Annotated in this window: 13 protein-coding genes; 9 read left to right on the forward strand and 4 right to left on the reverse strand. The window is 42.6% G+C overall.

Translation table 11 applies throughout. The annotated features are described in order from the left end of the window. Positions 1-1035 precede the first annotated feature (1035 nt). Positions 1036-1461, reverse strand: a complete 426-nt coding sequence (locus V7K31_RS25865; protein WP_335098058.1) for a DUF4363 family protein — start codon at positions 1459-1461, stop codon at positions 1036-1038. 304 nt (positions 1462-1765) lie between these two features. Beyond that, on the reverse strand, positions 1766-6463 hold the full coding sequence (locus V7K31_RS25870; protein ID WP_335098060.1) for a GAF domain-containing protein: 4698 nt from the start codon (positions 6461-6463) through the stop codon (positions 1766-1768). Positions 6464-6734: 271 nt separating this feature from the next. On the opposite strand from V7K31_RS25870, the gene V7K31_RS25875 reads away from it, so the two are divergent. The 5 genes from V7K31_RS25875 to V7K31_RS25895 all read left to right on the forward strand — a co-directional run bounded on the left by V7K31_RS25875 (position 6735) and on the right by V7K31_RS25895 (position 12376). Beyond that, complete coding sequence (locus V7K31_RS25875) at positions 6735-7058, forward strand: YnfA family protein (protein ID WP_335098062.1); 324 nt, start codon at positions 6735-6737, stop codon at positions 7056-7058. A 401-nt stretch (positions 7059-7459) separates the two neighbouring features. Continuing rightward, positions 7460-8857, forward strand: coding sequence for an ammonium transporter (locus tag V7K31_RS25880; protein WP_442941384.1), 1398 nt, complete (start codon positions 7460-7462; stop codon positions 8855-8857). 182 nt (positions 8858-9039) lie between these two features. Next, entirely contained in the window at positions 9040-9873 is an 834-nt protein-coding gene (locus V7K31_RS25885) for an SGNH/GDSL hydrolase family protein (protein ID WP_335098068.1), read from the forward strand. 119 nt (positions 9874-9992) lie between these two features. Then, positions 9993-11201 (forward strand): 4-hydroxy-3-methylbut-2-enyl diphosphate reductase, encoded by a 1209-nt coding sequence (locus V7K31_RS25890; protein ID WP_335098070.1) that lies wholly within the window; start codon positions 9993-9995, stop codon positions 11199-11201. Positions 11202-11596: 395 nt separating this feature from the next. Beyond that, on the forward strand, positions 11597-12376 hold the full coding sequence (locus V7K31_RS25895) for a class I SAM-dependent methyltransferase (protein WP_335098072.1): 780 nt from the start codon (positions 11597-11599) through the stop codon (positions 12374-12376). 55 nt (positions 12377-12431) lie between these two features. On the opposite strand, the gene V7K31_RS25900 is transcribed toward V7K31_RS25895, so the two are convergent. Both V7K31_RS25900 and V7K31_RS25905 read right to left on the reverse strand, forming a co-directional pair. Continuing rightward, on the reverse strand, positions 12432-13103 hold the full coding sequence (locus tag V7K31_RS25900) for a response regulator transcription factor (RefSeq protein ID WP_335098303.1): 672 nt from the start codon (positions 13101-13103) through the stop codon (positions 12432-12434). Between the two features lie 126 nt (positions 13104-13229). Further along, entirely contained in the window at positions 13230-14327 is a 1098-nt protein-coding gene (locus V7K31_RS25905) for a sensor histidine kinase (RefSeq protein WP_335098075.1), read from the reverse strand. Between the two features lie 406 nt (positions 14328-14733). Between V7K31_RS25905 and kdpA the strand changes: the two genes are divergently transcribed. From kdpA to V7K31_RS25925, 4 genes are all read left to right on the forward strand, one after another. Next, the gene (gene kdpA, locus V7K31_RS25910; protein ID WP_335098077.1) at positions 14734-16419 is read left to right on the forward strand and encodes a potassium-transporting ATPase subunit KdpA; all 1686 of its coding nucleotides are present in this window, start codon (positions 14734-14736) and stop codon (positions 16417-16419) included. A 412-nt stretch (positions 16420-16831) separates the two neighbouring features. Next, positions 16832-18937, forward strand: coding sequence for a potassium-transporting ATPase subunit KdpB (gene kdpB, locus V7K31_RS25915; RefSeq protein WP_335098306.1), 2106 nt, complete (start codon positions 16832-16834; stop codon positions 18935-18937). A gap of 338 nt (positions 18938-19275) precedes the next feature. After that, positions 19276-19878 carry a K(+)-transporting ATPase subunit C gene (gene kdpC, locus V7K31_RS25920; protein WP_335098079.1) on the forward strand — a complete coding sequence of 201 codons (603 nt, stop codon included), beginning with the start codon at positions 19276-19278 and terminating at the stop codon, positions 19876-19878. A gap of 6 nt (positions 19879-19884) precedes the next feature. Then, the gene (locus V7K31_RS25925) at positions 19885-20043 is read left to right on the forward strand and encodes a hypothetical protein (protein ID WP_335098081.1); all 159 of its coding nucleotides are present in this window, start codon (positions 19885-19887) and stop codon (positions 20041-20043) included. Positions 20044-20052 lie beyond the last annotated feature (9 nt).

The raw sequence follows: 20052 nt of genomic DNA on the forward strand, positions 1-20052 counted from the left end.
TTATTTGAACCTTCAGAAAAACTTGTTGATTTAGAGGTAAAGAAATTTTAATCCGAGAGAATTACGGTGAAATTCATAAATTAAATTAGAACGAAATTCTTAATTTTGATAATTAAGATGCTGAGGTTAATTGTGATTGGAATCGGTTTGTAGTTTGACTTTAAAAGGTAAAAATCAAGAATTTGGGAAGATTTTTCTGGTTGTTGTCACATATAATTATTTTGCCAAAACTAATATTTATTTTTAAGTTAAGAGCTTGATGTGACAGGAGCTTGTCAAAGAATTGAAAAAGTTATGTCTGTCCAAATTTCAGCAGATGTCAAGGAAGTTGAATTATACAACCTAAGTCTTAAAACCAGAGATAAAGCCTGTTTTACTTCAGAATTCTGCTGTAAGTAGCCAGACATGATGTAGACTATGACGCATAAAAGTACTTTTTCCTTCCTTGTGTCTTTTTACAGTTTTATCGTAAGTGAAGTCGCGTTCTGGGAATCTAAGTAACGTGGATTAAATAAAATGCAAACCTTCATCCTATCTCTAGCTTCCCTCTCCAATATATCGGAGAGGGATTGAGGTTGAGGTAAGCCAGGGACATAAATTGTATGTTATTTAATTCTTATTTCTAAGCAAAAAAAATCACCACCTGCGTGTGTTGCTACGGTGTACATACAAGTTATCGAATTACCCAAAACAAAAACCTCACCCTGTCCTGACGGACATCCCTCTCCGTGAGTTCGGAGAGGGACAGGTTTTGCGTAGCATAACTAGGGTGAGGTTTTCTTGAGCTATTCGAGAAACAGTAGACTACGCAAAACTCCAAGGTTAGCTGCAATACTAGTTAACAATGTTACAGCAAGCGGTAAAGCCAAAATAATCGCCAGAGTCCGGTGTACTTGCCAAATGAACGCATTTATCCAAATTCTTCAGTGGAAATTATAGCAGTTTACAACTTGATGAGGTACAGAAGTATTCATCTCAAAGTCAGATTTAAAGCTTGTTTTTTTTACTGTCTTTTGACTCCTGCTGATATGTTAATTAACCTTTAGAAACAGTGGCAATATTTGTGTCAAGTGTTTGTAACCCCTTAAGAGCTTTCGTTTTATCTTTTGCTTTCAGCGCACCCTTCACCTGAGTCGCAGCATCTTCGATCGCATTATAGGTTTTTGAAGATTTAGTTTTGACACCATCCTCAACCTTAGACCAAGAGTTTTCAAACTTATCAAATTCCTGTTGAGCTTTGCCAAAGTTTCCGGCTGACACCGCAGTTTTTGTATTTGAAACTACACTGACCAAAGTATCAAAACCTCCCTGCGTAGCACCAGTAGTTTTGGATACTGTTGTTGCCGCAGTGGTTTTAGTGGCAGCAGGAGTCTGGGTAGCAGATTCTTGAGGGCTGTTGCATCCTACCAATGTCAGTAAGCCAATTACAGTAACGGGGATGATGTAGATTAAGCGTTTCATAATACCTCTGGAATAATAAATCGTCAAGTACTGACGGTATCAGCTACTAGATTAGCAAACCTGTGGTCTAAAACGATGTTTGTAAAGTCTAATTTATCTTAAAATAAAGGGTTTAAATCTCGCGTAGAAAGCCTAAACCTCACCCCAGCCCTCTCCTTAGTAAGGAGAGGGAGCAGAAATCTTGTTTTTCCTATGGTGTATTTGCAAAACTAAGATGCTCCCGAAGAAAATCTTTCTTTTCGGTTATTGTTTGCGTCAGTCCTGAAATTGTTAAGCTCTATAATTTTTGATTGGTTATAAGGTGTTATTTATTACTATTATTTCTGATTAAAAAGTCTTGAAGGCGGTTGACAAATTCTTCTAACTCGGAAATTAAGTCGGTAGTACCCCTACGTTCTTGATAGTAAGCCAATTGTTCTAGTTTGTTACATGCTAGGTACATAGCTGTAGCTCCAATGTTGGTACTAGCACCTTTAAGTTGATGAGTTTCTCGCGCAATTTGTTCAAAGTCATCAGATGCGATCGCTACTTTAATTATTTCTAAACGGGATTTCATATCTTCAAAGCATACTTGCAATAGATTTAATTCAAATTCTCGATCATTTCCCGATATTTGATGTAAGTGTTCCCAATCAATTGCTAGATCAGTGGAAACTGTCTGTTCATAGACAACTGCCTCTTGTTGTGAAATGATCACGTCTGTCCAATGCTCTAGAGTCGCAGCCAATTTTTCTTTAAACACTGGCTTACTCAGATAGTCGTCCATTCCGGCATTGAGACACATTTCTTCGTCTTGTTTCATCGCATTAGCCGTCATCGCAATCACCACAGGACGACGACGCAGGGCAAAGCTGCTTTTTTCCCAACGATGAATTTCTTTTGTGGTTTCTAAACCGTCGAGAATTGGCATTTGGCAATCCATGAGAATCAAATCGTAAGGAATTTTTTCTAATAGCTGCAAAACTTCCTTTCCATTGGCAACGACATCGGCTTTATAGCCCAAACTCTGGAGTTGCTTCAAGGCTACTTTCTGATTCACCAAATTATCTTCAGCTAAGAGAATTCTTAACTTGAATTTAGTAGAGGGGTTAGGAAATGAGGAAGTCAGAATGCCTGAAGTTTGTGTACTCTGAATTTTTTCAGTCGCCTTTAGCTTCCAGTCTCTAGCTCCTTGTTCTGATTCCGGGTGAGTTTCTAAAATAGTTATGATGGTATCGAAGAAGCGTGATGGCTTAATGGGTTTGACCAAATAAGCAGCAAATCCGATTTTGAGCGCCTGCTGTGCTTCATCGCGTTGATTACTAGAGGTGAGCAGAATCAAAGGTATCTCAGCAATTGCCGAATTAGCTTTAATTTGTTCGCCGATTGTCATACCATTTATTTGGGGTATTTGCATATCAACCAAGGCGACATGATATGATTTCCCCTGCTCACTAGCTGAGTGGATAGCTTTGAGAGCAGCAGTAATACTGTCAGCGTGATCTACCTGCATTCCCCAATGAGTAGCTTGATGAGAGATAATTTTGTAATTAGTAGTGTTATTATCCACCACTAACAAGCGGCGATCGCGCAAAAGTCCGCGATCGCATTTTGGCAAAACAGGCTCAACTTGCTTTGTAAAAAGTACCTCAAACCAAAACGTAGATCCTTTCTCCATTTGACTTTCTACCCCAATCACTCCTCCCATCAAGGTTACAAGTTGTTTACAGATGGCTAATCCCAAACCAGTACCACCGTACTTGCGGGTGGTAGAAGCATCCACTTGGGTAAATGGCGTAAAGAGTTTGCGTTGGTCTTCAGGGCTAATGCCAAGACCGGTATCTGTGATGTCAAAATGGATAGTGGCTGTAGTAGAGGAAAGCGATGGTTCTGCCAATGCCAAGGGCGAACGCAATTCGGCTTGCACTAAAACTTCACCAGCGCTGGTGAACTTGATCGCGTTGCTGATTAAATTCATCAGAATTTGCCGCAGCCTACCAGCATCTCCTTTGAGGTGGGTGGGGACGTTGTGATCAATTAGTACGGCAATTTCTAATCCCTTTTTATGGGCTGAGGGGGCTAATAATTCTACCACTTCTTCCACACAAGTAGATAGGTCAAAATCTAGAGTTTCCAGAGCCATCTGTCCAGCCTCTAGTTTGGAAAGATCCAAAATCTCGTTAATTAAACTTAAAAGGTCGTCTCCACTACTACGAATTGTTTCAATAAAATCTCGCTGTTCTGCATCTAAGGAAGTATCTAACACTAAACCTGTCATTCCCAAGACAGCATTCATCGGAGTGCGAATTTCATGACTCATATTCGCCAAAAAGGCACTTTTCGTCTGAGAAGCTAATTCGGCTTGGCGACGGGCAATTTCAAGTTCTTGTCGCTGACGAATTTCTACTGCTAATAGTTGGGCTTGGGCTAAGGCAATACCTACTTGGTCGGCTATTTCCCGCAAAAGACGAGTTTCAAAGCTAGACCAGTGGTGGGAATCGTCAGACTGATGAACTACGAGCAAACCGCGAAGTTCTTCTTTGACCAGAATGGGCACAACCAAATTGACTTTCACTCCAAACTGTTGCATTAATTCCAGATGGCTTTGTTCAACTTCCGGCAAATCTAAGTTAGCCAGCCCGAAAATCTGTCCTTGACGGTACTGCTGTAGATAGTATTGTTGTAGATATTCCGCTTGTAAGTAGTGGGTAGTGATGTTTTGCTCTTTGATTACTGGTAAGCCTGAAACTACTGCTTCAATAACGGTGGGTGCAGACTCATCTGGGAAAATCTGATAGATCAAAACTCGGTCAGTTTTGAGAATCTTTTGGATCTCCTGGACAGTGATTTGGAGAATTTCTTCGATTTGCAAAGATTGGCGAATCTTGAGAGTGATTTCGGTAAATAATTGCGATCGCAAGTTTTGGCGTTGTATTTCCTCTTCAGCCTGCTTACGCTGAATAAACTGCCCCACTTGCTCACCAATCGAATTCATCGTTTTTACCAAATCTTGGTCAGGCGGCTGGATTTCCCGGTTGAAGCAGGTAATGACACCGATAATTTTGTTACCACTGCGGATCGGAAAACCAAAAGCTGCACGTAGTTCTATTTGAGCGCTGATTTTGAAGCGGGAGAAACTGAGTTCTTTAACGACATCAGTGATCCAAATAGGTTCAGAACTAGCCCAAACCTGGCCGGGTAGTCCAATTCCTGGGGGAAATGTGGTTTGCCGATTCAGTGCTTCAAATTCTTGCACCTCAAGGGATGCTTTATGCCACATATCGAGAAAACGCAACACATTTGCTTGCTGATCTACCATCCAAATTTCACCCAAATCCCATCCCAAACTCTCGCAGATTCCTTGCAGGATTTGGCCAGTAGCTTCGGCCGTCGTGGTGGACTCCGCTAAAATGCGGGTTGCAGCATATTGTGCGGTCAGATGCTGTTGTGTACGTTTGCGTAAGCGAAGCTCGTCGGAGACATGGGTGATGTCAATGCCAGTGCTAATAATGTATTCCACTGATCCTTCATAGTCTTTTAAGAAGGTATTCGACCAGGCAATCAGTCGGCGACTGCCATCCTTCATTACCCAATAGTTATTGTACTCATTCAGGACTTGACCAGAACGCAACTGCTCAAAAACTGCTTTGAACGACTCCACCTCTTCAGGAATTAGCAACAAGTTCCAGCAATACCTACCCCTTACCTCATCGAAGGAGTAACCCGTTATTTGCTCACAAGCTTGATTGAAGCGAACAATTTGCCCTTGAGAATCGAAAACTATTACCAATGCGCCGACTGTATCAAGGACTACTGAGATAAAGTTGCGTTCTTGATTTAAGGCTTCTTCTGTCTTCTTCCGCTCAATAACCTCACGATAGATAAAGTAGTAGACTACAGAAAGAACGATAAAACTTAGGCAGATAGCGATCGCAAGTGTCAGAATTGTTTTGCGATCGCCATTTGCTGCGTGTGACTGCTGCTGAAGCCACTCCCTTTCCTCATTTTCCATCTCATTGATGACTTTGCGGATATCATCCATGAGATTTTCTTTATCATTTCTCATTAGTACTTGCAACGCCGCATCTAATCCCTTGTTTTCGCGCAAGTCAATAGTCTGTTTTAGTTCACTAAGTTTAGCGGTTATCAGAGATTCAAGTGTTGCAATCTGCTTTTGTTGATTCGGTTGATCTGCTGTTAAACTCTTCAGCTTGGCAATTTCTTGATTGACGTTTGCAACTGCTGATTGATAAGGTTTTAGATAAATTTTTTCTCCACTAAGGATGTAACTACTTTGTCCAGTTTCGGCATCCTTAATCTGGGACAGTACTTCGTCTAGACTTTTGATTTTTTTATAAGTATTTTTTACTATACTGCGATTATTAGTAGATACTCTTATATTTTCATAAGCAACCACACCAATCACAACTAAAATTACCGACGCCAAACCAAAACCTGCGACAATCTTTTTGAAAAATTGCTTGCGTTCCCCCTGTGTCTGTTTGCCTTTCTTGGTAACAAGTACCAAACTTGCTAAATTTCGGCGCAATTCCAGTTGTTTGATAACTTGACGACCTAATATTCGTAATGCCTCCACTTGTTCTGGAGTAAGTTGCCGTGGTATGTAGTCAATCACACATAGGGTTCCGAGCGCGTATCCTTCAGGATTGATCAGAGGTACACCAGTATAAAACCGAATATTTGGGTCAGATGTTACCAGTGGGTTTGTAGCGAACCCTTCGTCATCTGTTGCATCAGGCACAACAAAAACATCAGGCTGTAAAATAGCATGGGCACAGAATGCGACATCTCGGTGTGTTTCTAGGGCATCCAAGCCGACTTTTGACTTGAACCACTGACGGTTTGTATCAACTAAGCTAATTAAGGCAATAGGAGTCTGACAAATATATGAGGCTAAACGGGTGAGGTCGTCAAAAGCGGCTTCAGATGGCGTGTCAAGAATCTTATACTCCAAAAGCGTCTGGATTCTCTGTGCTTCGTTATCAGGTAATGGTGCTTTCATCTTCAGCCTTATCTATATTCTGGGAACTGGGGATTGGGGAGCAGTAAATAACCAATGCCCTTCAGGAGTGCTATTAGCGGATAGCTAGGGTTTAGCCCGTGCTGAGTTAGGAATCTTACTTCTTCACTCAGAACTCACAACTCGGAACTCGGAACTGTTTTGTCCAATGCCCAATGCCCAGTTCAACAAACTTACTTCAATTAATGACAATAGTTTAGTTAAAAGCGTTAGCGTAATTTTACTGAGTTCGACTTATTAATTAATCGGTCAAATGATTAAATCCCTGCTGTATTTTTTGTGGGCTGGTTTATTTGAAATCGGGGGCGGCTACCTGATCTGGTTGTGGTTGCGCGAAGGTAAGCCGTTCTGGTGGGGCATCTTCGGGGGAATTGCTTTAGTTTTCTATGGGGTGATTGCAACTCTCCAATCGGCAAATTTTGGCAGAGTGTATGCGGCTTACGGTGGCGTATTCATTGCAATGGCAATGCTTTGGGGTTGGAAGGTAGACGGGGTAACTCCAGACCGCTACGATCTAATAGGAGCTTGTTTAGCTTTCCTGAGTGTTTTAATTATCATGTTTGCACCCAGAAATTAAGTAAATTTTCTATATTAAGTAAGTCGAAGTTGGCAAGAAAACTTCAATGCCTGTAAACAAATATAAATTAATGTCGGGTGTGTTAGACGAGAGTATGGCATCATCTATAATTCAAGATTTGGTATTTCTTGTGAATGCGTAAGTTCTAATAACTAAAAATTTGGAATTTTGTAGGGCTTCAATAAAATGGTAATCTTCAAAAAAAGATGGGATGATTCGCTTAATACACCCTTATTTAAATTTTGGCAACTACAATCAGGATTATATTTTTGTTAACATTTCCAAAAAATTCAGGTTAAGTATCTTTCAAGACAAAAATGTGTCAATAAAAGTAATCAAATGTAGTTAAGAATACAAATCGTTAGTCTTAGGAAGAAAAAGAAGTGTTGAAGAAAGTTGTGATGATTGGGGCGATCGCCCTACTGTTTTTGGGAGTACCTCTGATGGGCAATGCTTTCGCCCAAACACCAGTCGCTGCTGTGCCTACTGCTGATACTGGAGATACGGCATTTATGCTGATTTCAGCAGCACTGGTGCTACTAATGACACCAGGATTGGCGTTTTTCTATGGTGGATTTGTGCGATCGCGCAACGTCTTAAACACATTGATGATGAGTTTTGTGTTGATGGCGATCGTGGGAGTTACCTGGGTTCTATGGGGCTATAGTCTTGCGTTTGCGCCAGGTTTACCGTTTATCGGTGGATTGCAATGGTTGGGGTTGAATGGTGTCGGTTTAGAGATAACCGATTATCTCAAAGGCTCAAATCCGGCGGAAGTCGTCTCCTATGCTGGAACGATACCCCACCAAACCTTCATGATCTACCAAGCCATGTTTGCCATTATCACCCCAGCCTTAATTTCTGGGGCGATCGTAGAGCGGATGAGTTTTCGCGCCTATGCGCTGTTTGTCCTACTGTGGTCAACCTTTGTTTACGCTCCCCTCGCCCACATGGTATGGGCGAAAGGTGGATTTTTGGGTTTGTATGGTGGTTTGGGTGCCCTTGACTTTGCCGGTGGCACAGTAGTTCATATTAGTTCCGGTGTTTCAGCCCTGGTAGCTGCGATCGTTATTGGTCCTCGGAAAACCCATCCTGATCGTCTTAGCCCGCCCCATAATGTTCCGTTTATTTTGCTAGGTGCTAGCTTGCTGTGGTTTGGTTGGTTCGGTTTCAACGCTGGGAGTGCTTTATCTGTTGCTGGTGGAACTTCTGGTAACTTAGTCACAAATGTGGCAACAACAGCCTTTGTTGCCACCAATGCGGCGGCGGCGGCGGCGGCTTTAATGTGGCTAATCTTGGAAGCAAGTTTACGGGGTAAACCAACCGCCGTGGGAGCAGCTACCGGAGCCGTTGCTGGTTTGGTGGGCATCACTCCCGCCGCCGGATTTGTCACACCGCTATCAGCGATTTTAATTGGTTTCATCACCGCCTTTGTTTGCTTCTATGCGATCAGCTTCAAGCACAAGCTAGAAATTGACGATGCTTTAGATACCTATCCCGTGCATGGCGTTGGTGGTACAGTGGGGGCAATTTTAACAGCCATCTTTGCGACGACTCAAGTCAACGGCGGAGGTAAGGAAGGAGTACTACGTGGAAATTTTGGTGAATTGGGAATTGAACTAGCAGCAATTGCCGTTGCCTATGCGATCGCAGGTATTGGTACGTGGATTATTCTTAAGGTGATCGATGCTACAGTCGGGCTGCGAGTCAAGGAGGAAGCTGAATTGCAAGGTTTGGATATCAACGAACACGGTGAAGAAGGTTACAATTCCGAGTTTGGCGATCGTCCTACTCAGTAGGGAATTAGAAGAGACGCGATCAATCGCGTCTGTTTGGAGTAGAGACGCGATTAATCGCGTCTGTACAGGAATCAAGATAATTATCCCGATCTCCCTCATCCCCCACTCCCCATTTAAGATTGTGTTATTTGCGATCGCTAGCGTTAAAATTTGATTCAAATAATTGGTAAATTTGGCTAGTCGTGTTTACTTCTTTTAAAACCTTTCCTATCTGGGCATTTTTCTCGCTGTTAACCAACGGCATCCTAATGTTGGCGGTCATTTTGTTAATTTGGCAACAGCAAAGATTGGCCGCTTTTTTTGGGATAATAACATCCCAGGAGCAAATCAACCTGAACAGCGATCGCCAAATTGCTACCCCTGATTTGGGTCGCCGTCACCAACTCACTTACCAAGAGTGGGTAGATATCCTCAAGCAAGAAGCCAAGGTCGCAGCTGACCAACGTCCTCCACATTTAACTATACTGGCGGGAGATTCTCTGAGTTTGTGGTTTCCCCCTGAGTTATTACCCGAAGGTAAAAATTGGCTCAATCAAGGAATTTCTGGCGAAACCAGCAATGGACTTTTGAAAAGATTGAATATATTTGATCGCACCCAGCCAGAGGTGATTTTTGTAATGATTGGCATTAATGACCTAATTAGGGGGATGAGCGACAGGGTAATTTTAGATCATCAGCGCCAAATTATCAGTTACCTACGAAAAGTCCATCCCAGAGCGCAAATTGTTGTCCAATCGATTTTGCCACATGGCGCAGAGGAAGCAAGTTGGAAAGGACGCGAAAAACTGCTGGTTGTTGCCAATAGTCGCATTAGTGACTTAAATCAGCAACTGCAAAGCATATCTACCAAAAAAGGTGCCAAATATCTCGATTTATATCCCCTGTTTACCAACAAGCAAGGTAATCTCCGCCGCGAATTTACTACTGATGGCTTACACTTAAGTCCTGAAGGCTACATAGTTTGGCGTTCTGCATTGCAGATTTATAGCGACATCGAATTAAAATCCCAACGTTAACGTCCTTCGGGGGAAAAAGGCTAAAGCACAAAAAGAAGTAATATCTTTGAATACAACTCCGTATAAATCGCGTATTAGCGCGAGAAAATAAAAAATAGTGGTTTAAGTAGACAAATCTAATGGATACAAAAGCTTTTAAGCGCAGCCTCCAACATTCAGAAAATTACAATCGTAAAGGCTTTGGTCATCAAGCAGAAGTTGCTACCCAGTTGCAATCTGAGTATCAGAGTAACTTGATTCAGGAAATTCGCGATCGCAATTACACCCTACAACGCGGTGATGTGACGATCCGACTAGCACAAGCCTTTGGCTTTTGTTGGGGTGTGGAACGGGCTGTGGCAATGGCCTACGAAACCCGTCAGCACTTCCCCACAGAACACATTTGGATTACTAACGAGATTATCCACAACCCTTCTGTAAACCAGCGGATGCAGGAGATGGAAGTAGAATTCATCCCCATTGAGGCAAATCAAAAAGACTTTTCGGTTGTGGGAACTGGTGATGTAGTCATATTACCCGCTTTTGGGGCTAGCGTTCAAGAAATGCAGATACTTCACGAGAAAGGCTGCAAAATTGTTGATACAACTTGTCCTTGGGTATCTAAAGTTTGGAACACAGTAGAAAAGCACAAAAAAGTCGATTATACTTCCATTATTCACGGTAAATATAAGCATGAAGAAACAGTCGCTACTAGTTCATTTGCTGGCAAGTATTTAATTGTGTTGAACTTGCAAGAAGCAGAATATGTTGCTGACTATATTATCAATGGTGGGAACCGGGAAGAATTTTTGACAAAATTTGCTAAAGCTTGTTCAGCAGGATTCGACCCCGCTCAAGATTTAGAAAGAGTTGGCATTGCCAATCAAACTACGATGCTTAAAGGCGAAACTGAGCAAATTGGTAAGCTTTTTGAGCGGACTATGTTGCAGAAGTATAACCCTACCGAGTTAAATCAGCATTTCCAAAGCTTCAACACTATTTGTGATGCTACCCAAGAACGGCAAGATGCCATGTTGGAGTTAGTGCAACATAATTTAGATTTGATGGTAGTAATTGGTGGGTTTAATTCATCGAATACTACTCAATTGCAACAAATTGCTTTTGAGCGGGGAATTCCTTCTTATCATATTGATACTGTTGAACGCCTTAAATCAGGATATTCCATTGAACATCGGCAATTAAATGGGCAGTTAATAACTACAGGAAACTGGTTGCCAGATGGAGAAATTGTTGTGGGAATTACTTCTGGTGCTTCCACGCCCGATAAGGTGGTAGAAGATGTGATTGAGAAAATTTTTGCTGTGAAAGCAACAGCAGCACTGGTTTAAAAGTTCTCAGATGGACTTGGAAATAAAAAAACATTCAACTACTTTTTGTGGGGTGGGCATCTTGCCCGCCCGCAATTAAAGATGGGCAAGATGCCCACCCGACAAGATTGGATAATTTATTTATTATAAATTCCTCAGTTATCGATTTCACTTTTGGCGAAACACCACACCAATATCAGTAACTATAGCGGTTCTCGAATGGAGGCAATACACTTTGACCTCACTTCCATTCCTCTCTCGTAAAAGGAGAGAGGCTTTGAATTTTACTCCCCAACGCTTACTAAGGAAGGGGCTGGGGGTTAGGTCTGTATTGCGCTCAATTGAAAAGCGCTGTAGTGTTCACTAGTTACTGATGACTGTCCACTGTTTGAAGAATTTGTGAGAAACTTAAACAAATGGCTGTTTATGAGCAAATTGGCAAAGGCTATGATTTGACTCGTCGCGCTGACCCTGACATTGCTGTCCAATTAGCTAAACACCTTCAGGTGAAATTAGATTCTTCATATCTAGATGTGGCGTGTGGCACAGGAAATTACACCCTGGCTTTAACAAAACACGGTGGTGCTTGGCATGGAGTAGACCAGTCAAAACAGATGATTGATGCTGCTATAAATAAGAGTAATGTTGTAGCTTGGCAAGTTGCAGAAGCTGAGAAGTTACCTTATGCTGATGGAAGTTTTTCTGGCGTGTTATGCACGCTAGCAATTCATCATTTTGCTGCACTAAGTCCGGCTTTTCGAGAGATTTATCGTGTCTTGGCGGCTGGTCATTTTGTACTATTTACTGCCACACCGGAGCAAATGAGCAAATATTGGTTAGTCGAATATTTTCCAGAGGCTATACATAAATCTGCTGAAGAGATGCCAACTTTAGAAAAGGTGAGATATGCTCTCAATGATGTCGGTTTTAATTCAGTAAATATCGAACCTTATTCTATTTCCGAAAACTTACAAGACCTATTTTTATATAGTGGAAAACATCGTCCTGAAATATATTTAGACGAGAATGTACGTTCTGGAATTTCTACGTTTGCTTTGTTAGCTTCTGCCGATGAGATCGCCGCAGGGTGTCAAAGGCTAGCAGCAGATATTAACACAGGACGGATCACCGAGATTGTCAAGAAGTATGAAAATAATCAAGGAGATTACTTATTTGTAATCGCCGATAAAGTATAAAAATCAGCTAACCACTGCTCTCTATTTCGATTTTTTTACATTTTGAATGTTTAATCTAATTTATTAATAATTCTGGTGCTACCAATCCTTTTTGGATAGCTAAAACTGCGGCTTGAGTGCGATCGCGTACTTCTAGTTTCTGCAAAATAGCATGGACATGAACCCGCACTGTACCAGGAGCAATGTAGAGAATTTCAGCAATTTCTTGATTGCTTTTCCCAGTTGCTACCAATGCCAAAATTTCTTGCTCCCGCTTCGTTAAGGGATTTTCTAAGGATTCCTCTTTTGTGGGCAACACCGCCACAGAATTGACATCAAAAGCCGCTCTAATTTCTGTTGTTGCTGTTTGATCCCACCAAGAAGCCCCGGCTGCAACCGATCGCACTGCCAATATTAGAGACTCAGCTGGAATACCTTTGAGACAGTAACCTTGCGCCCCGGTAGCAATTAACCGTGAAATCAAGGGTTTTTCCGAACGAGACGTTAAAACGAGAATTGGTAAATTTGGGTGCTTCTGCTTGATTTGGCGACAAGCCTCCATCCCACCAATTCCCGGTAAACCTATATCCAGCAAGACCAAATCCAGGGGATAGCGATTTGCTAATTCTACAGCTTGTTCCCCATCTTCTGCCTCTGCGACAATCTCCAAACTGCTTTCTTGTTGCAACCGCATCCGCAGACCAAGCCGAAATAATTCATCATCTTCAACGAGCAAGATTTTTGTCATTAGTAATTGGGCATTTGTCATTGGTCATTTGTCATTGGTCATTTGTCATTTGTCATTGGTCATTGGTTAATCTGCCTCACTCCTGAGTATCTAATCCCCACTCAGCACTCCCCACTCCCCACTCTCTCAACTCCCTGGTGGTGGATAAGCTGGGAGTCGGAAACCAAATAGTGCGCCTCGTGGTGAGCGATTTTCTGCCCAAATTGTACCCCCATGAGCTACTATAATTTGCCTGGTCAAATAAAGTCCCAGTCCAGATCCTGAGACGTGGCGATCGCTATGTCCTTGATAAAACCTTTCAAATAAGTGGGGTAACTCTTCTTCGGTAATACCGGAACCAGTATCGAGTATTTTTACTACTTGATCGCTAGAATAACCTTCAAATACTACTTCCACTTTACCGCCACGGGGGGTATGATTAATGCCATTACTCAGGAGATTGGTGAAGACTCGCCCAAGTTGCAAAGAATCGCCATTTACCCAGAGAAAGCTCCGAAAATCTGATTCGCCATAGTGCAGAGAAATATAAATCTGACGTGTTCTAGCTAGTTCAGCCAGGGTAGCGATGATCTCCTCCGCCACTGTCACCAAGTTAACAGGTGATATCTCTAGTTTTAACCCTTCGGCATCATTGCGGTAGACATCTAAAAGAGTTTGGACTAATTGCAGTGTACTCCGATGACTACGAGCCATTGTTTGGAGGACTTTTGCTTGCATTGGCGTGATTTCACCAAATTGCTCATTTTGAAAATATTTCAGCGTTTCAATTGCTCCTAATAGGGGTGTTTTTAAATCATGCGTTAGGGTAGAAACAAAATCTTCACGCATGATAGCTAGTTGTTCTTGGGAAAGTAATTGTGCTTGCGTATAAGCGATCGCTTCTTCATTGCGGTGGTTGCGATCGCTTAACCAACCCGTTACCATCAACGCAAATACTGCAATCAACCTATTTGCTAACGTTGGCAGATGAATTATTTCTCGTCCAGGTACAAACAAATTTAACAATGTTAATCCTGTAGCTGCAAGAGTAATCCCCAAAACTGCTCCCCGATTCAATCGAGAGTCTGCTAACAAAATCGTCCCTATATAGAGGTAGCCAAATACGTACTCAGGGGGTGTCAAATATTCCAGCACTATCACGATACCAAAGGCGATCGCGATTAGCCCATATGTTTCTCCACGCTCACTTATAGCTTCTTTCATAGTCAATAATCGACTTAACATCGTCATTTAGGATTAAGCTAAAAAATCGTTATTCTACAATCTTTACAACTATTTAATTCAACAATTATGATCTATCGGTAATCTATAACAACTATCTGGAAAATAGTAATAACTAAAAATATTCAGGAGTGCTGTTAGCGGGGCGTTTAGCCGGTGCTGAATGAAAAGGAGTCAGAAGTCAGAATTCAGAAGCAAAGCAAGGAAAGCTCCGCCGAGGCGTCAGAATACCGCATATCTAAAGTCAGGGGTTTCAAGCAAGCTCTTTAATTCTTTTCTTCTCCTGGACGACTGAAGTCGCTTGCTCTACACCACGATTCATCCACTTTTTCGTTCAGAATTAAATTCTGAATTCTGGCTCCTGAATTCTCCTTCGGTAAAAAGTAATATTTAATTGAGCGCGAAATATATGGGACAAGGTTTTTTGCAAATTGGCTTAACGCTGTGTATCGTCATAGCAATCACTCCGGTATTCGGTAGATACATAGCGCGTGTCTTTTTGGGAGAAAGAACACTGCTTGATTTTTTAATGAACCCCATAGAGCGAAGTATGTTCGTACTAGCGGGTGTTCGGAGAAAAGATCAGATGACGGGTTCGCAATATATCCGGGCTGTACTGTATAGCAACTTCCTTATGGGTATTTCAGTGTATTTACTGATATATTTTCAGAAACTCTTGCCCTGGAATCCTAACGGCTTCGGTGCTACTACATGGGATGTATTGCTGCACACAACCATTTCATTTGTGACGAATACCGACCAGCAACACTATGCTGGTGAGACAACCTTAAGTTATTTTAGCCAGGTAGCGGCTTTAGGCTTTTTGATGTTCACCTCCGCAGCCACAGGATTAGCCGTGGGAATTGCCTTTATTCGCGGGTTGACGGGTAGAAGACTGGGCAACTTTTACGTCGATCTCGTCCGTGGGATTACGCGAATATTGCTGCCGATTTCGATTATTGGAGCGATCGCCTTGCTTGTATCAGGTGTACCACAAACATTAGCTGGGACTATGGATATGAGAACCTTAGACGGTGGGACACAATATCTTGCCAGAGGTCCGGTGGCATCCTTTGAAATGATCAAACTTTTGGGGGAAAACGGTGGTGGCTTTTTTGGCGTAAACTCAGCCCATCCCTTTGAAAATCCCAATGGCGCTTCTAATTTGATAGAAATGATCGCCATGATTTCTATACCAGCAGCCTTGATTTACACCTACGGTATATTTGCCAACAACATCAAACAAGCTTGGCTACTTTTTTGGATGGTGTTTGTGATTTTTGTGGTTCTGGTGGGGGTAACAGCCGTGGGAGAACTGCAAGGTAATCCCCTGGTTAATAATACCTTTGGATTAGAACAGCCCAATTTAGAGGGGAAAGAAGTTCGATTTGGCTGGGCACAAACTGCATTTTGGGCCGTGATGACTACTGCTACTATGTCTGGGGCTGTGAACGGGATGCACGATTCTTTGATGCCGCAAGGAATATTTTCGACTCTCTTCAACTTGTTTATCCGCGTGATCTGGGGTGGCCAGGGAACCGGAACAGCTTACTTATTTATTTACTTAATTCTCACAGTGTTCCTAACTGGACTAATGGCAGGACGCACCCCAGAGTTTTTAGGACGCAAAATTGAAAAGCGGGAAATCATTCTCGCCGGTGTGGTGCTGTTGATTCACCCAATTCTAGTTTTGATTCCCAGTGCGATCGCCTTGGCTTATCCCATCTCCCTGTCTGGAATTAGCAACGCTGGCTATCACGGCATTTCTCAAGTAGTTTATGAATATGCCTCAGCAGCAGCAAATAATGGTTCCGGCTTAGAGGGGTTGAGGGATAACACCCTCTGGTGGAACTTGAGTACTTTAGTTAGCTTAATCGGAGGACGCTACATTCCGATGATTGCCATCCTACTGTTAGCTGATGGGATGTCTCGTAAACAACAAGTACAAGAAACCCCTGGTACCTTGAGAACTGATTCTCTGGTATTTATTAGTATCACGGCTGGAGTCACACTGATTTTGGGAGTGTTAGCTTTCATCCCTGTTCTGGCTTTAGGCCCCATAGCTGAGGGTTTGAAACTAGCATCTGGCAGTTAAAAGTAGAGACGCGATTAATCGCGTCTGTTATGAGTTATGACTTTGGAAGTGAACTACTCAGACTTGCCTACGGCTGAAGTTGATCGCTCCCAATTCATCGGCAATAGCCTTAAAAACTCCGTAGTTTTTTTGGTCTGACATTCCCTCCTCTTGTCAGGAGTCCTGGTTCCCAAGACCCAAATCTTTCTCTTGCGACATATCGTTAAGAGAATACCAAAAAATAAATAAATTATCCGGTTTCGTAGTTTCGTAGAGTATGTTAGCAATAGCGTAACGCCCCATCTGATGAAGGTGAGTTAGTAACGCACCCTACAGGTTGGATCTGTTTTTTATTGTAAGTTCTTAATAACTCCAAACTCCTGTACAGACGCGATTAATTGCGTCTCCTACTTCTTAACTTTTAACTTTATTTATAAATCAAGTGGCAACTAACTTCAAAGCTAGACGCCCAAATTCTCGTTCTGGCGATCGCCGCCAAGCACGTAAAAAGGCCAGGGCAAGTCATAAGTGGCTGTACTTCAGGGCAATTAAAGATGCTTTTGTCAAGCTAAATCCTAAGTATGTAATCAAAAACCCAGTGATGTTTGTGGTTTGGGTAGCGACAATCATCATCTTATTGCTCACAATTGATCCCTATCTATTTGGCCCAGCCCTGCAAAAGAACCCGCAACTGTTCAACGGCTTGTTATCGGGGATTTTATTCTTGACAGTTTGGTTTGCTAATTTTGCCGAAGCACTGGCAGAAGGGCGGGGGAAAGCCCAAGCTAATGCCTTGCGATCAAAGAAATCAGAGGCGATCGCTAAAAAACTTGCCGCCGATGGCACAATTATTGAAGTTTCATCCACCAGCCTGAAACAGGGCGATACCATCTACGTCGTTGCTGGCGATATCATCCCCGCCGATGGCGAAGTAATCATGGGTGTCGCCTCAGTAGATGAATCAGCAATTACTGGAGAATCAGCACCAGTATTAAAAGAATCAGGCTCCGACGTTGCTAGTTCGGTCACTGGTGGAACGCGGATTATCTCAGATGAACTAATTATCTACATTACATCAGACCCAGGCAAAGGTTTCATTGACCGGATGATTGCTTCCTTAGAAGGGGCAGAACGCAGCAAAACACCCAATGAAATTACCATAACAGTATTGCTGACAGTTCTCAGCTTAATGTTTTTGTTCGTCGTGGTAACTCTGCCTCCACTTGCCTACTATGTCAACAGTCCAGTCAGCATCCCAATTTTGATTGCCCTATTAGTGGCGTTAATTCCGACAACCATTGGCGGCTTACTAAGTACCATCGGCATTGCTGGGATGAATCAAGTTGCCCAACTGAACGTCATTGCCACTTCTGGACGAGCAGTTGAAACTTGTGGTGATGTCAACACTTTAGTTCTCGATAAGACAGGTACAATTACCCTCGGCAACCGTTTGGCAGAAGAGTTTATTCCAATCAACGGTCATTCAATGTCGGAAATTGCTAATGTTGCCTGGGCGGCTAGTGTTTTTGATAATACACCAGAAGGTAAATCCATTGTCCGACTGGCAGAAATGTTAGTAGCACGGTTGGATTTTGATTTCAGTCAGGCAGAAGCAGTCGATTTTTCCGCCACAACACTCATGAGTGGCACTAACTTACCTGGTGGATATGAGGCCAGAAAGGGAGCAGTCGGAGCCATTAAAGGATTTGTCCGTTCGCGCAACGGACGCGATACCCCAGAATTGGATGCTGCCTACGAACAAGTTTCTCGCCTGGGAGGTACACCCCTAGCAGTCAGCCTAGATAACGAAATCTATGGGATTGTTTATCTTAAAGATATTGTGAAACCTGGTATCCGCGATCGCTTTGAGCAACTGCGACGGATGGGAGTGCGTAGCATCATGTTGACTGGAGACAACCGAATTACAACTTCTGTCATTGCCAAAGAAGTTGGGGTGGATGACTTCATTGCCGAAGCCACACCAGAAGACAAAATCAGCTTCATTAAAGGCGAACAAGCAGCAGGCAAACTGGTTGCCATGACGGGAGATGGGACTAACGATGCTCCAGCATTAGCCCAAGCTAACGTCGGGGTGGCGATGAATACAGGGACGCAAGCTGCAAAAGAAGCCGCCAACATAGTCGATTTGGACTCCGATCCGACAAAGTTGATCGATATCATTAGCATTGGCAAACAATTGTTAATTACTCGCGGGGCATTGACGACATTTTCCATCGCTAATGATATTGCGAAATACTTTGCAATTATCCCAGTGATATTTGTCGCTGTTAACCTGCAAAGCCTAAATATTATGAATTTGACCAGCCCTAAGTCTGCTGTACTATCGGCGCTGATTTATAATGCTTTAATTATTCCCGCTTTAATTCCCTTGGCATTGAAAGGTGTGCGGTTTAGACCCCTGACAGCTAATCAGCTAGTCCAACGCAATATCTTAATTTATGGCTTAGGTGGGGTGATTGCGCCATTTCTCGCCATTAAGTTGATCGATATACTAATTACAGTTGTGGGCTTGGGTTAAGAAGGCTGGTAAGGAATGTGGATTAAATAAAATGCAAAACCTCATCCTGTCTCACGATCCCTCTCCTTTATAAGGAGAGGGATTGAGGGTGAGGTAAGCCAGGGACATTAAATTGTATGTTATTTAATTCTTATTCCTAAACGAGATTTAGCAGGGGTCTTAAACCCACTTATTCATTTGCCCTTCTCCTGTCAAAGACGCTACGCGAAGCTTGCTTCCCCGTAGGGTACGGCTACGTTAACGGCAGTCCGACTCCAATTTATTCTGAATTCTAACTCCTGAATTCTGTTTAGATAAAAAATTAAAAATAAAATATTAGCAGCAATTGGAAAATTTTTATGGCTATGATTCGAGAAACCATCAGAGCAATTTTCATAACTCTGATGCTTTGGTTGTTGACTGCAATTATCTATCCTCTGATAATCTTGGTAGTGGGTCAAGTTTTTCTGCCCTATCAAGCTAACGGCAGCATCATACGGAATCTAAATAATGAACCAATTGGTTCGGCTTTGATTGGGCAGGTGTTCACATCTGAGCGATATTTTCATCCTCGTCCCAGTACTGTTAGATATAGCCAAGGAAAAAAAGCCAAGCCAACTGGCATATCTGGAGCCAGCAATCTCGCTCCTAGCAATCCAGAGCTACTAAAGCGGATTCTAGAACAGGCAAATCAATTGCGAGACGAAAATCTTCAACCGATCGCTGATCTAGTTTATACTTCTGGCTCCGGTTTAGATCCGCATATTTCCTTCAAAGCAGCACGGCAGCAATTGACGCGGGTTGCTGGTGCGCGGGGAGTAAAAGAAGATGAGATCCTACGTTTAATTAATAAGTATACTGATGACAGATTCTTATGGATTTTTGGCGAACCAGGAGTCAATGTTCTGCGATTGAATTATGCTCTTGACTTGCAAGATATTAATCGTCAGCAAAATCAATAAATGGGTATGGGGCATTGGGCATTGGGCATTGGGCATTGGGCAAAACAGTTCCTCTTTTCCGAGTTAAGAAGTGAGATTCCCCACTCAGCACTCAGCACTCAAAACTCAGCACTGATGAGGGGCATTGGTAAAGTGTCGTTTTCTGATGAAATAGGATTGCTATAGGAACCAAGA

Origin of the sequence: Nostoc sp. (genome assembly GCF_036917675.1) — a bacterium.
Taxonomy (GTDB): domain Bacteria; phylum Cyanobacteriota; class Cyanobacteriia; order Cyanobacteriales; family Nostocaceae; genus Nostoc.